11 protein-coding genes are annotated in these 13,997 nt (G+C 48.2%); 5 read left to right on the forward strand and 6 right to left on the reverse strand.

Annotated elements, in window-relative coordinates:
• Positions 1-31: 31 nt before the first annotated feature.
• The 6 genes from ACYU8Y_RS06795 to recF all read right to left on the reverse strand — a co-directional run bounded on the left by ACYU8Y_RS06795 (position 32) and on the right by recF (position 9,879).
• Positions 32-1,312: a metallophosphoesterase gene (locus tag ACYU8Y_RS06795; RefSeq protein WP_460935511.1), complete on the reverse strand. Its 1,281-nt coding sequence runs from the start codon at positions 1,310-1,312 to the stop codon at positions 32-34.
• 304 nt (positions 1,313-1,616) lie between these two features.
• On the reverse strand, positions 1,617-5,051 hold the full coding sequence (locus tag ACYU8Y_RS06800) for an efflux RND transporter permease subunit (RefSeq protein ID WP_460935513.1): 3,435 nt from the start codon (positions 5,049-5,051) through the stop codon (positions 1,617-1,619).
• A gap of 29 nt (positions 5,052-5,080) precedes the next feature.
• Positions 5,081-6,208 (reverse strand): efflux RND transporter periplasmic adaptor subunit, encoded by a 1,128-nt coding sequence (locus ACYU8Y_RS06805; protein WP_460935515.1) that lies wholly within the window; start codon positions 6,206-6,208, stop codon positions 5,081-5,083.
• An 18-nt stretch (positions 6,209-6,226) separates the two neighbouring features.
• Entirely contained in the window at positions 6,227-7,888 is a 1,662-nt protein-coding gene (locus ACYU8Y_RS06810; protein ID WP_460935517.1) for a TolC family protein, read from the reverse strand.
• Complete coding sequence (locus tag ACYU8Y_RS06815; protein ID WP_460935519.1) at positions 7,875-8,501, reverse strand: TetR/AcrR family transcriptional regulator; 627 nt, start codon at positions 8,499-8,501, stop codon at positions 7,875-7,877. The genes ACYU8Y_RS06810 and ACYU8Y_RS06815 overlap by 14 nt, the downstream gene beginning before the upstream one ends.
• A gap of 256 nt (positions 8,502-8,757) precedes the next feature.
• The gene (gene recF, locus ACYU8Y_RS06820) at positions 8,758-9,879 is read right to left on the reverse strand and encodes a DNA replication/repair protein RecF (protein ID WP_460935521.1); all 1,122 of its coding nucleotides are present in this window, start codon (positions 9,877-9,879) and stop codon (positions 8,758-8,760) included.
• A 203-nt stretch (positions 9,880-10,082) separates the two neighbouring features.
• Here recF and pdhA point away from each other — a divergent pair, with 203 nt between their 5' ends.
• From pdhA to ACYU8Y_RS06845, 5 genes are all read left to right on the forward strand, one after another.
• The gene (pdhA, locus tag ACYU8Y_RS06825; RefSeq protein ID WP_460935523.1) at positions 10,083-11,141 is read left to right on the forward strand and encodes a pyruvate dehydrogenase (acetyl-transferring) E1 component subunit alpha; all 1,059 of its coding nucleotides are present in this window, start codon (positions 10,083-10,085) and stop codon (positions 11,139-11,141) included.
• 149 nt (positions 11,142-11,290) lie between these two features.
• The gene (locus tag ACYU8Y_RS06830) at positions 11,291-12,229 is read left to right on the forward strand and encodes a ring-cleaving dioxygenase (RefSeq protein ID WP_460935525.1); all 939 of its coding nucleotides are present in this window, start codon (positions 11,291-11,293) and stop codon (positions 12,227-12,229) included.
• 90 nt (positions 12,230-12,319) lie between these two features.
• Positions 12,320-12,952: an alpha/beta hydrolase gene (locus ACYU8Y_RS06835; RefSeq protein WP_460935527.1), complete on the forward strand. Its 633-nt coding sequence runs from the start codon at positions 12,320-12,322 to the stop codon at positions 12,950-12,952.
• A 29-nt stretch (positions 12,953-12,981) separates the two neighbouring features.
• Complete coding sequence (locus ACYU8Y_RS06840; protein ID WP_046578409.1) at positions 12,982-13,278, forward strand: muconolactone Delta-isomerase family protein; 297 nt, start codon at positions 12,982-12,984, stop codon at positions 13,276-13,278.
• Positions 13,279-13,470: 192 nt separating this feature from the next.
• Positions 13,471-13,917: a barstar family protein gene (locus ACYU8Y_RS06845; protein ID WP_460935529.1), complete on the forward strand. Its 447-nt coding sequence runs from the start codon at positions 13,471-13,473 to the stop codon at positions 13,915-13,917.
• The last annotated feature ends 80 nt before the right edge of the window (positions 13,918-13,997 follow it).

A 13,997-nucleotide genomic window follows, 5' to 3' on the forward strand; every position in this document is an offset into this window, starting at 1 on the left:
TAACTGAATGAGTAGTCGATTAGTTAGGCTATTAAGCCTTAACCAGCTCAAAAATAGTGATCTCCGGCAAAATACCGACCCGGCCCGGATAGCCGATATAACCATATCCCCGGTTTACATACAGGCGCTGATCACCATCCTGGTATAACCCGGCCCACTGTTTGTAGAAATACTGAGCCGGACTCCATTTCACATCACCCAGGTCAACCCCAAACTGAGCACCATGGGTATGACCACTAAACTGAACATCGATATCCGGGTATTTAGGACGAACTTCGGCATCCCAGTGTGTGGGATCATGGGACAGCAGGAGTTTAACGGGATAATCTTGCGTGCCTTCATACGCTTTCGCGAGATTACCGGCCCGCAATGCCGCTGGGCCAAAGCCAAGGTTTTGAACCCCAATGAGCGCAATTTTATCGCCGTTCTGTTCCAGAATCTTGTTCTCGTCCAGCATAATATTCCAGCCCATCTGCTTGTGAGCAGCTATCACGTTCAGTACGTTCTGACGTTCGGCCTGGGCGCTCGGCCACTGTACATATTTGCCGTAGTCGTGGTTGCCCAGAGTCGAGTAAACGCCCATAGGCGCTTTTACTTTATTGAATACATCGATATAACTGTTGACTTCATCAGCGTGGCTGTTGACCAGATCTCCGGTAAAAAACACCATATCGGGTTTCTGCCCAAGGAGCATTTCGACACCCCCTTTCACCGCTGTTTTATTAAAAAAGCTACCTGAATGAATATCCGAAATCTGCGCGATGGTCATGCCGTTAAAACCGGAGGGCAGGTTTTTAAGCGGTAACTTGACACGTCGGATGCGATAGTCGTGTGCTCCAGACAAAATGCCCCAGCTAAACCCAACCAGGGGTACAGCACCGACCACTAAAGCCGTTTTCATCAGAAAATCGGAGCGGGTAATTGTGTCCGTAGCGGGCATCGTTTTTCGGGTTGTATCCTCAACAGCTTCGCGGACTTCGGGCTTATAGAAAAGCGAAACAACCCACCGGAAAAACCGGCCGATATCATCGATCAGAATAATCAGTACGGCGAAGATTTTTGAGAAATAGGGGATTGCAATAAACGCCCATAGAAATGTGCGTGTGTTCCGGCTGATAGAATCGGGCGGCAGCAGTTGCATAATGATGTACATCAGCAACGAAAGGGCAGTAAAGCCCCAGAAAGCGATAGCGATTATGCGTTGTGTCCCTTCAGTTGCCGACCGGCTGAGCGTTTTGACAGCCTGAAAAACATACCAGTCGATCAGGAGCAGAATAGCGGGGAGTATGAAAAATAAAGTGGTCCGATTCATGGATTCTTGTTCGTATTTCTGCGGAAGTAAGGGGATGTATTTTGGTATGTAGTTGCGTCTATTAATACGGCTCCTGTTTATATTGGTCTGGTGGCCTTATCGTGAGCATAACCCAACAATGATAACACGTGTTCCAACTTACGGATAGCACCTGTAGAAAACCTGCCGTTGGTTATGAAGTGGAGCTATGAACCGCTCCTGCCATAGACTAAACACTCGCTGGGTAGACTTTTGTGACATGCGCTGAAAACAAATGATGCCGACGGTTTTGGACCTGTCGGCATCATTTAGTTAACGCTGTTATCTAAACCAATTCTTCTTCCAGTTCTTCTTTCCGTTCGAGAGCGGGGTCTTTCTTACCAAACCACTTCATCCGAATGCGCTCGTTGATCCAGTACATACAAGGCACGATAACGAGTGTTAAAACAGTCGAAAACGTTAGTCCAAAAATGATCGTCCAGGCTAGAATATTCCAGAATACAGAGCTATCCCCACCGACGATTACGTGCGGATCAAAATCACGAAACAACCCGACAAAGTCTACGGTAATACCCAGCGCCAGGGGAATCAAGCCCAGCACGGCAGCCGAGGCCGTTAATAACACGGGGGTTAACCGGATACCGCCCGCTTCGATGATAGCTTCGCGTAAGGGAACGCCCCGACCGCGTAGTTCTTCAATGAATTCGATGAGCAGAATCCCGTTTTTCACCACGATACCGGCCAGCGCAATAATTCCGACTCCCGACATAATTACGGAGAAATCTTTGTTGAAAATAACGAACCCAAGCAGCACGCCAATCAGCGAGAACAGGATCGTTACGAAGATGATCAGTGGTTTTACGACTGAGTTGAACTGCGTAGCCATGATCAGGTAAATCAACAGCATGGCAATACCGAAGGCCGATACCAGGAAGTTCATCGACTCCTGCTGATCTTCCTGTTCGCCACCCATCTTGAGCGTGTATCCGTTCGGAACGTCGATTTCCTTGATAACATCCTGAATTTGCGCCACTATTTCATTGGCATTGAATCCTGGCACCACATCTGAACTCAACGTAACGAGCCGTTCCTGATTTTTACGGTTGATCTGACTGAACGTCGTCGAGTAGCTGATGTTTGTTACCGACGTAATGGGAACCTGCCGCAGTTGGCCACCCATAACCATGTCGCGGTATACCACATTCAGGCTCAGCAGCCGGTCGATCTGGCTCCGATCATCGGGTTTCAGTCGAACCATGATCGGGTATTCGTCTTTTGCATCCCGGAATTTCGATACTTCCGTACCAAACAACGCGGTCCGAATGGCCATAGCCACCTGACCCGACGAAATGCCTTCCCGCTCGGCTTTCTCCCGATCAATATCAATGACGATTTCGGGTTTGTTGGTAATCAGATCCGACTTCAACTGATCGATACCCTGAATTCCAGCCTGGGAGATTTTCTGACGAACCTGTTTTTCCAGTTTTTTAAGCTCGTCGAACTCTTCACCCGCAATTTCAATGGCAATTGGCTTGCCAGTTGGGGGTCCGTTGGATTCCCGTTCTACCGAAAGTTCGCTACCCGGTAAACCGCTCACCGCCACCCGCACTTTGCTCAGCAATGAATCCGTTGAAATGCCGTGCCGCTCTTCGTTTGGTTTAAACGCAATCGTGACTTTCGATTTCTGCGGAGTTGCCGAGCGATCGGGATTCATGGGATCACCGGCGTTCTTACCAACGTTGGAGATAACCGAGTTCACGATATCCGTTGCTTTGTTGTCGGCCAACACCTTGAACACGCGCTTTTCGATAACTCTGGTTACTGAATCGGTTACGCGGGCGTCGGTCCCAATGGGCATCACATTGTAAACGTAGATGTAATCCGGCTCACCGCTCGGGAAGAAGAGGACTTTTGGTTTGGCGATCCCGGTAATAATGAATGTTAAGATCAATAAGCCAAAAGCGCCAACGATAGCCAAAACAGGCCGCCATCCGGTCAATATCCACGAAATCAACCGACGATAACCGTTTTTAAGCGAGGGTAGCATTCTCTCCTGAAACGGCACAATCAGTCTTGGCGTCAGCACATAATGATTGAACACGTACAGGATAATAAACAGAACGAACAGGTTACCAATGCCCCGGTCGATCACGTAGCCAACGCCCGCCAGCACGGTCATAATCATGAGCGGCCGTTTGATTTCCTGGAAGCTCTGTTTGTCTTCGTGGTGATCATCTTCATGCCGCTTCATAAACGTGACGGCAAAAACCGGATTAATGACATATGCCACGAACAAGGAAGCGAACAGCGTTAAGATGAGGGTTAGGGGCAAAAATTTCATAAATTCACCCACAATACCCGGCCAAAACAGGAGCGGAAAGAACGGCGCGATGGTCGTTAGCGTTCCGGATAACACTGGTACGAATACCTCGCCGGCAGCTGCTTTCACCGCTTGCTTGATATCCCAGTCTTTGTTCTCGTTGAAGAGTCGGTGGGAGTTTTCGATTACCACGATAGCATCATCCACTACAAGTCCCAGACCGAGCAGGAAGGCAAAAAGCACCATGGTATTCAGGGTAAACGACGCACCAACCAGCGGTCCTAAAACCGGCATCAGGACAAAAGCAACTAAGGCCGATAAGGGCACCGACAAACCAACGAAAATAGCGTCGCGAACACCCATAAAGAACATGAGCACCAGTACCACGAAAATGAAGCCCAGCACAACGGTATTGATCAGGTCATTGACGTTTTCACGCGTCCGTTCCGATTGGTCGGCCGTAATTTTGACATCCAACCCTTCGGGAAAACGGGTTTCCTTATACTCTTCGATGGTTTTTTCAATGCGATCGGCGGCAGAAATCAGGTTAGCACCCGCCCGTTTGATGACGTTCAGCGTCACAACTGATTTGTTGTTCAGCCGGGCGAAATCCTGTTGTTCTTCAAAGTTGTCACGCACTTCGGCAATATCGCCAAGTTTAACGGTTGCGCCCGTAGCCGTCCGAATCTGAAGGTTCTGAAGCTGCGCAACGTCCGTGAATTCTCCCTTTACCCGCACCGTCCGGCGAACACCGTCGATGGGCAGCTCACCACCCGATACGTTGATATTTTCGCCCTGAATGGCCTGTTGAATATCCGAGAAAGCCAGACCTGCCGATTGCATACGAGGCAGATCGACATTTATCTGAATTTCACGTTCCAGCGCACCGATGATGTCGACCCGACGAATTTCGGGCATTCCTTCAATCACGTCCTGCAGATCTTCGGCGTATTCTTTCAATTGTTTCAGCGAGAAATTACCGGCCATGTTCACGTTCATGATCGGCATTTCCGAGAAGTCTACATCCTGGGCCGTTGGGCCTGAATCAAGCTCCTGAGGCAGGTCTGGCTTCGCTTTATCGATGGCGTCCCGAACGCGCTGTAACGCATCCGACGACTGCACATCGGGATTGAACTCTACCAGAATAACCGATACGTCCTGCAAGGCATTCGATTTGATGCGCTTCACACCCGAAATGGACTTCAGCTGCTTCTCGATCTGCTTGTTGATCGTATTTTCGATATCGGCCGGGGCAGTTCCTACATAGACGGTGTTGATATACACCTGAGGCACCTTAATGTCCGGAAACTGCTCTTTAGGCAGGTTGTTGTACACGAACAGCCCACCCAGTGTGATCAGGAAGGTGAAGATGTAAATCGCCGTTCGGTTCTCAACGCACCAGTTGGTGAATCCGAGGGTTTTATACTGTTCAAATTTCATAAAGAAGGAGTTTGTAGAAAACCGTTCAACTAAAATCTAATTGCCTGTCCATCAACCAGATCCTGATAGCCAGTCGTAACAATCTTGTCACCTGCCTGTAATCCCTGCGTAACGGCGATTTGCCCCCCGTACGACTGCCCCGTTTTAACGGTTCGTGCTTTAGCTACCTTTTTGCCACCTTCGTCTACGGCGACATAAACCAATTGCCCATTCTCCGTGCTCTGAATTAAATTCTGGTTGATCACAATCGCATTGGCTTTCGTTTCGTCATTGATTTTGATGCGGGCCAGCATGTTTGGCTTCAGCGCATTGTCGGATGGGAGAGGAGCTTCGATGCTGAATGTCCGACTTAACGGATCGACCGTTGTTGCCACAAAAGAAATACGCGAGTTCAGCGTTTTCTTCAGATCGGGAAATTCGATCAATACGGCATCCCCTTTCCGAACACTACCCGAATAGGTATCGGCCACTTTGGCAACTACCTTAAGCTGCGACAGATTGACGATTCGAACGAGCGCCATACCTGGTGCCGCTGATTGACCAATTTTTACCATTACCTGATCGACAACGCCAGAAATTGGTGCCGTTACCGTCGACTGACCTAACTGAGCATTGAGCGTAGACATCCGGCGTTCGAGCGACTCTTTGTTATTTTTCGCTTGTAAATACTGAATCTCCGTTCCGATTTGCTGCTTCCACAAAGCCGCCTGTTTTTCGTAAATCGTATTGACGAGCGACAGTTGCGTTTTCAGTTCTGCCATCGACTCCCGTAAAAGCTGATCGTCGACTTTAGCGATCGCCTGCCCGGCCCGCACCTGATCGCCCTCCTTTACATAAACCGACGTTACAACACCGCCCGACTTTGGCGATACCTGTACGTTATTTTTTGCGTCGATCGTGCCCTGCAACTCCACAAAGTGTTTGAACGTGGAGGCCGACAAGGGCGCTACCGACACGTCCTTCACGCGCTCGTTTTCCTGCTTCTTTGGCTCAAGTTTAGCCAGATCGGCTTCCAGTGTTTTGATCTTCGTCGTAAGCTCGGTCTGTTGTGACTTCAGCGCAGTCAGTTCTTCCCGTTTGCTCTGTACATCTGTCTTCTTCTCCTGGGAGCAAGCCGTTAATAAGCTCACCAGGGCAATTGCGTAGTATGGTTTCATGTTACGTATTTTAAAGTTTTAGTTTCCCACGTAGAGCCGACCCAGCGCTCTGTCCTGATCAACTTTCGTGATTAAAAAATCATATAAGGATGAGAAGTAATTGGTTTGCGCTTCCCGATACGAAGCCTCGGCGTTAAGCACTTCAATACTGGATCCAACACCTTCTTTGTATTTGATCTGCGTTACCCGAACAATCTCCTGGGCCAGATCGCGGTTGCGCTGCTGGGTCTGGAGCGTTTGCAGACTGTTCTTCAACGTAATACTTGACTGACGGATTTGCAGATCGATGGAGTTACGCAGCAATTCCCCACTGTTCTGTGCCTTCTGCAGCGTAATCCGTTTCTGGGCGATTTGATTGCGCTTCAGAAAACCGTCGAATATGGGTACTTGTAAGCTTAAGCCAATCGTGGCGAAATTGAACCAGGGATCTGTTATAAGCTGGCTGAATGCGTTCCGGCCACTGTTGTACCCATAGTTGACAAACCCGGATGCCGATGGTAAATAGCCTTTCTGGGTTAACTCAATATCCTGTTCGGCCAGTTTAATCTGCGTTTCCAGGGTTGAATACTCGATCCGGCTGCGATACTGAAACGTAGGATCCGGTGAAATCAATGGCCGCAGATCATCTGCACTTCGGTCCTGTAGCTGTTCCGACAGCGTGATTTCGTCGTTGACCCCCAATCCCATCTGAAACTTCAATAGCGTGTAACTCAGCTCAATCAGGTTCTGCACATTCTGACGTTCAGCGCGCAGATTGTTTGCCTGTACCTCCAGCCGTTGCACATCAAGTTTCTCAACGAATCCCTGCCGATTCAGCGCGCCCGTTTCATTGAACAGCGTATCGAGCCGACCAATGTTATAATCGAGCAATTTAGCCCGTTCTACCGCCACCAGTACGCCGTAATAGGCCTTGGCAACCTGCTCCGCTACCGTCACTTTCGTTGCTTGTAAATTGCGTTGCGCCAGTTCCCGATAGGTAGCCGCAGCTCGTAAACCAACGTTCAGGCTGGCGCTGTAAATAACCTGATTCAGGTTGACAGACGCGTTGCTTGAGTAGGCGACCCCAAACTGGACCGGCACCGCTGGCGCATCTGGAGAGGCCTTCGGATCGAAAAAGACAGCTGGTAAAAAAGCCCGCTGAATAATCAGGTTGTCGGTCAGTGATGCGCTAGCGGCTACCTGAGGCAGAGCCGACGCTTTAACCTCCCGGATGCGCGCTTCAGCACTTACGGCATCCAGTTGACCATTACGCACATTGACGTTTTTTTGCAACGCAAAGTCAATGGCTTCCTGTAGTGTGAACGCTTGTCCGTTTCCTGATTGACCCGAGGGTTTTAATCCCGTTGGCGATAATCCTAAACCCGAGTTGAAATTCGTAATAACATTGGGTTGTAGGTTCACCGGTCCTTCCGATGGGTTGATTGATGGTGTTCCTCCCGTTGTGTTGATACCCGGTTGAGAAGGGACAGATGAGCCCGTACCAGGTGTGGTTCCCGGCTGCGCGACAATAGCACCCGTACCCGCTGCCTGCTGTGCTCCGGGTTGTTGGCCGCTTACCGCAGCTCCGGTAGGTTGCTGCCCAACCGAAGGCTGGGTAGGCACCTGAGCAAACGCTCCTGTTCCCAGCCAGACGGCAGGCAGCCAGAATGCTGCCACAAAAAGTATACTATTTGTTTTCATAAATAATTGGTTGTACTCTTTTATTCAAAGACTGATTGTAAATGGTGAATCCTGTTTCGGTAAGCATACCGCGTATGAAGTGATGCGTCAATTCGGATTGAATGGTATGCATCGAATATTGGTCCGTAGGGAAGATGTCATCATCAAATGCCAGCTCAACTTGCTCGACCCGAAGCCGGGCTAAAATAGTTGGATTTATATCTGCCCGATATAGTCCTTCAGCCATACCTTTTTGGATATTTTCAAGAATAGACAGCATAATTTGTTCCTCCTTATACTTCCTGAAAATGGCAAACGCCTGCGGGTAATACCGTTTTATATCGATGATCAGATTTGGGCTGACCTGATCCGCATTTTTCTGCATCATATCCAGCATGCTCAGAAGCTCTTCTACCGGATTAGTCGTATCAATGGCCATACACTCCATAGCAGACTGATCTCTACCGATTTTGCCTTCAATCACCTGATACAGAATCTGTTCTTTATCCGAAAAATGCTGATAGATGGTTTTCTTGGATATGCCAAGTTTACGAGCAATGTCCTCCATCGTTACCGAGCGGATACCATACTTCCAAAATAGCCGTTCGGCCTCCTCAAGAATCCTTTCCTTCATCAACAAATAGTACTTTTGCTTGATGAACTTCGGAAACTCAAATATAGTTCTCAGTTTCCTGCCTATTTTTAATTTAGTGATGAACGGCGGAAAACGTGGAGTGAACCAACGCAAAAGCCCGACGAATCCATTAGGGTGTCGGGCTTCACAGAGAGCGTAGATGTACTAAACGGGGCCTGTTGCTTAATCGTAATTGATTTCAGGCTACAGCATAGCCAGTCTCTACTACAAACAGGAAGATTTGTCTGGTATCCAATCAATCACCGACCTCGAAGAACCGAACGTCGGCTTTCACGCTGTTTAACAATTCGCGGGTACGTTCAGGACGAGCGTCAGTAATGAAGAGTTGACCAAACACCCCTTCGTCCATTTGCTGAATCAGCTTACCGATGCGCCGGTCATCCAGCTTGTCGAAAATGTCGTCGAGCAACAAAATGGGTTTGATTCCTTTCTCTGTTTGCAACTGATCGAACTGGGCCAGCTTGAGTGCAATCACGAACGTCTTTTGCTGCCCCTGCGAACCAAATTTTTTCAGTGGCACAGGCGGCTGATCATTACTCCCACCAATCATGAAAGAATAGTCATCTTTATGAATACCCATAGTGGTGCGTTGTAGCACGGTGTCACGCCGACGAAAGTGCCGAAACTCGCTGGCAAAGTCGGGATTGCTTACTTCTGACTCATAGACAATGTTTACCTCTTCACGCTCCTCGCTTAAAAACGCATAATGAACGCGAAAGCTGGGCAGAAACTCCTCGATAAATTGCTTCCGGCGCTCGTAAATCTTCTGACTCAGTGCCAGCAGGGGCTCGTCATAGGTATCCAGCAAATCATTATCGACCTGATTCCGTTCGGCGAACAGTTTGAGCAGGCTATTTCGTTGCTTAAGCACTTGCTGGTACGTCAGGTAATCGCGCAAATAGTTCGGATCAAGCTGGGAAAGAACACCATCGAAAAAGTGTCGGCGCTCCTCGCTATGCTCCCGAACCAAGTCCGTATCATTAGGTGCGACTAAAACCACCGGGAATCGGCCAATATGTTCACTAATGCGCTCATACGGTTTTTTATCAGCCATCAGGACTTTTCGCTGGCCGCGCTGCAAACTGATCGTGATTTGTACGCGGCCTGGATGGGCATTCCGGTCGTCGTGCTCCTCAAAAATTCCATCAATAATAAAGTAGTCAGCATCGTGCAAAATGCTCAGCGCGTCCTGCGTCTGGAAAGCACTTTTGCTCAGCGACAGAAAATACACCGCATCCAAAAGGTTTGTTTTACCACTGCCGTTGGGTCCTACGATTACATTCACCTGCTGCCCAAACACATACCGGGCATCCTCATAATTCTTAAAATTGGTCAGGCTAAGCTTTTCGAGGTGCATAGGTGTCGGGTATAACGCGATAATGCTTAATTTCGCGGGAGTTTATTGCCCACTTCGTTATTATAAATGAGTGGTCAACAAACTTGGCAACAAAGATACGGTCGGTTTGTTAGGTAAACAGACCTAAACCGGTTGTCCCGCACCGGTTGCCCAGCGTAACGGCAGAGCGCCAGCGATAGCTCATTTTATCGAACACATTCCTCATGGCAAGCGTCAAAGAGAAACCCAAACAGAATGGTAAGGCTTCGGAAGCCCAGTCGGCCGTTGCCACGAAAGTACAGCATCCCAAAGAGCGGTATATGTATTGGTACGAATCCATGCAGTTGCAACGGAAGTTTGAAGAGAAAGCCGGGCAACTTTATGGTCAACAGAAAATCCGTGGATTCTGCCATTTATATATTGGTCAGGAAGCCTGTTCATCAGGTTCGTTCACCGCCCTGACCAAAGACGATAAGTGGATTACGGCTTACCGGGATCACGGTATCCCGATTGCTCTGGGTTCTGACCCGAAAGCAATTATGGCTGAGTTATTCGCCAAACAAACGGGTTCGTCGAAAGGAAAAGGTGGCTCGATGCACATCTTCGACAAGTCAGTCAATTTCATTGGTGGGCATGGCATCGTTGGTGCGCAAATCCCAATGGGAGCAGGCATCGCCTTTTCGGAGAAATACAATAAGACGGGCAACTTGTGTATCACCTTTATGGGCGATGGTGCCGTGCGGCAGGGTGCTCTGCACGAAGCTTTCAATATGGCGATGCTCTGGAAACTACCCGTCATCTTCGTTGTTGAAAATAACGGATACGCCATGGGAACTTCCGTTGAACGTACCTCAAACGTAACCGATTTATATACGTTAGCCGAAGCTTACGATATGCCCTCGGAACCTGTCGATGCGATGAGTGTCGAAGCTGTTCATGAGGCCGTAAGCCGGGCTGCCGAACGGGCCCGTGCTGGTGAAGGCCCAACGTTTCTGGAGTTCCGTACGTACCGGTATCGGGGCCACTCCATGTCCGATCCGCAGAAATACCGTTCGAAAGATGAAGTTGAGAAGTATAAACTACGCGACCCAATCGAACAGGTGAAAGTTGCTATTCTGGAAAAGGGATTTGCTACCGAGGACGATTTAGCGGCCATTGACCAGAAGATAAAAGGCATTGTTGACGAATCGGTCAAGTTTGCTGAAGAGTCACCCTATCCATCGCCTGAAGAAGCATTCAAGGATGTTTATATGCAGGCAGACTATCCGTTCCTGATGGAGTAGGCCAGTCATCATGACAATAAATTAATGTGGAAACGTCCGGACTTCATTGTTCGGACGTTTTTTTTTGAACGATTTAAGAAAATTAAATGTATATACATTAAATACACAAACACTAAAACCTTTTCAAGCACCAAACGCTTATAAATTCTATGGAAACGCTCATAAACGGATTACACCATGTGACCACGCTGGCAGGCGATACGCAGCGGAATGTTGATTATTACACAGATATTCTGGGTCTCCGGCTGGTCAAAAAAACGGTAAACTTCGATGCTCCCGATGTTTACCATTTATATTACGGAAACGAAACGGGTTCACCTGGCACGATTCTGACTTTTTTTCCATACGGCAAACTACAGCGTGGCCGGAAGGGCGTTGGGCAATTGACATACACCGCTTTCTCGGCACCAACGGCATCACTCAGCTTCTGGATGGATCGGCTTCACGAACGTAATATTCCGTATGCAGGTCCATACAAACGGTTCTCAGAAACCTACGTGCGCTTCGAAGATTTTGATGGCATGGGTATCGAGCTTGTCTTCACGGATGAGGATCAACGGCCGGGTTGGGACAATGGACGAATTCCGGCGGAATATGCTGTTCGTGGTTTCCATACAGTTACATTAAATGAGCTAAATCCTGATCGGACGATTAAACTACTGACCGAAACGATGCAGCACACACTGGTAGGAGAGGAGGAAGGTCGATTCCGGTTTAAAGCTGGATTGGGTGGCCCCGGCAATTTTGTCGATGTACTGCATTCGCCCAAAGATGTGCATGCGCTACAAGGTGCGGGTTCAGTTCACCACGTTGCGTTCTCAACCGATTCGGATGAAACACAATTGATCATTCAGGAGCAGTTAGCCGAAGCTGGTTATCACGTAACACCGGTACAGGATCGCAATTACTTTAACAGCATTTATTTCCGGGAGCCCGGCGGTATTCTGTTTGAAGTAGCGACTAACCCACCGGGCTTTGCCGTGGATGAGCCAGTTGCCGAACTTGGAACAGCCCTGAAACTACCACCGCAATATGAGCCTCGACGGGCGATAATTGAAGCTGAATTACCTGTTATCACTGTTAGATAACGATTTGCTGTAAATGGTAGATGGTTTCCAGAAAAGCGCACTTGCGATTGATGAAGACCATCTACTAATTCTCCTAACCATTTCCTTCTTATGATACACAATCCGAACAATATTCACACGGCCGGAAAGCCACTTGAGGAAGCAACCAAAGTCATGATTATGGTTCATGGCCGAGGTGGTTCGGCCAGGGATATACTGTCTCTATCCAACTATATTCAGGATAAAGATTTTGCCTTTATCGCTCCTGAAGCACAGGGCAACACCTGGTATCCGCAATCGTTCCTGCGACCTATGACCGAAAACGAGCCGTACCTGTCGTCAGCTTTAGAAGTAATGTCCAGTCTACGTGCCCGGTTACAGTCCGATTTTAATTTCAAATTGCCACAGATTTATTGGTTGGGCTTCTCGCAGGGAGCCTGTCTCATGCTTGAATTCGTGGCTCGTCATGCCGCTGAATATGGCGGTGTATTTGGTCTGAGTGGTGGATTGATCGGTCCTGATGACACACCCCGCCTTTACGAAGGGTCATTTTATAACACGCCTATTTTTTTAGGATGCAGTGATCACGATTCACACGTACCAAAAAAGCGTGTTCTGGAATCTGAGGCCGTATTTCGGCAGATGGGCGCTGATGTAACAACGAAATTGTACCCAAATTTTCCGCATTCGATTAACGAAGATGAGTTAAACATCGTTAATTTGCTAGTAGCCGGGAACCGATAGAACCTGGTTGTTACTTAACAATAATGCCTATGAGCCAATATATGGTTGAATTTGATCTTCCGACCGTGCTGGATGAAGGGTTTGAAAATCGCATACCTGCCCAACGGCTCAAAGTGGAGGAATTGATGGAGAAGGGATTTCTGTTGTCGTATTCGCTTTCGGTCGATCGCCACAAACTTTGGTGCATTTTTAAAGCCGATTCAGAATTGGAGGTGATGGAATCTATTTCGGAGTTTCCGCTCATTAAATACATGACACCCATGATTACTGAACTCATGTTCCACAATATGGTGGCGGCCCGGATTCCTCTTTTTTCGCTGAACTGATCTTACTAAAAACCCTCTATGTAGAGGGTTTTTTTTATACGTGCAAATTGTACTTTTGCAGGTGCCGTTTACCCAAAAACGCTTAAGTAACCAGGTTTAAACTGGTTACATACGATTATAACTGTCTGATTTTCAGTTCCACGTGAAAACATAGTTTTTTACCCAGCAGGACTACTCATTTACATAAAACCCATGAACCCAAACTTCCTCGTCTGCCAATCGGAGCGCGAACTAGAAGCCCATTATGCCCATGATTTCATCGTAAATGTAGATGGAAAACATGCGCTCACACTGCGCCAATTCTATGAAGAAATGGCCGATTTGCTTGAGATTCCAAACTTTACATTTACGCTCGAAGCACTGAATGATTCGCTGAATGACCTGCAATGGCTGGAAGATAGACGAGTTGTTTTGTACTTCACTAACACCACTGAATTGATCAGTAAAGAGCGCGATCCGGCAAAATTAGCCAGCGTGTTAAACATTCTGGATGCAACGGCAGAAGATTGGAAATGGGTAGAAGAAGACGAATCCGTCGACAAAAAAGAGATCGTAGTCGTGTTCGAGGATAGTCAACGCATCCGAAAAGCGCTGGATACAGAAAGCATTGACTATGCCTTGATGTCAACGCTGAAATAGTACGTCAACGCAACAAATTTCCGAAACCTGCTGTTACCCTAACGTGCCGCCGGAATACGCTTCCAGCGGCTTTTCGTGCT

It is taken from the genome of Spirosoma humi (assembly GCF_054776575.1).

What these genes read in the sequence shown, in the direction of transcription:
- recF (WP_460935521.1), bottom strand. Translation starts at nt 9,879, where the DNA reads ATGCACCTCGAAAAGCTTAGCCTGACCAATTTTAAGAATTATGAGGAT.
- ACYU8Y_RS06830 (WP_460935525.1), top strand. Translation starts at nt 11,291, where the DNA reads ATGGAAACGCTCATAAACGGATTACACCATGTGACCACGCTGGCAGGC.
- ACYU8Y_RS06845 (WP_460935529.1), top strand. Translation starts at nt 13,471, where the DNA reads ATGAACCCAAACTTCCTCGTCTGCCAATCGGAGCGCGAACTAGAAGCC.
- ACYU8Y_RS06835 (WP_460935527.1), top strand. Translation starts at nt 12,320, where the DNA reads ATGATACACAATCCGAACAATATTCACACGGCCGGAAAGCCACTTGAG.
- ACYU8Y_RS06810 (WP_460935517.1), bottom strand. Translation starts at nt 7,888, where the DNA reads ATGAAAACAAATAGTATACTTTTTGTGGCAGCATTCTGGCTGCCTGCC.
- ACYU8Y_RS06815 (WP_460935519.1), bottom strand. Translation starts at nt 8,501, where the DNA reads ATGAAGGAAAGGATTCTTGAGGAGGCCGAACGGCTATTTTGGAAGTAT.
- ACYU8Y_RS06795 (WP_460935511.1), bottom strand. Translation starts at nt 1,312, where the DNA reads ATGAATCGGACCACTTTATTTTTCATACTCCCCGCTATTCTGCTCCTG.
- pdhA (WP_460935523.1), top strand. Translation starts at nt 10,083, where the DNA reads ATGGCAAGCGTCAAAGAGAAACCCAAACAGAATGGTAAGGCTTCGGAA.
- ACYU8Y_RS06805 (WP_460935515.1), bottom strand. Translation starts at nt 6,208, where the DNA reads ATGAAACCATACTACGCAATTGCCCTGGTGAGCTTATTAACGGCTTGC.
- ACYU8Y_RS06840 (WP_046578409.1), top strand. Translation starts at nt 12,982, where the DNA reads ATGAGCCAATATATGGTTGAATTTGATCTTCCGACCGTGCTGGATGAA.
- ACYU8Y_RS06800 (WP_460935513.1), bottom strand. Translation starts at nt 5,051, where the DNA reads ATGAAATTTGAACAGTATAAAACCCTCGGATTCACCAACTGGTGCGTT.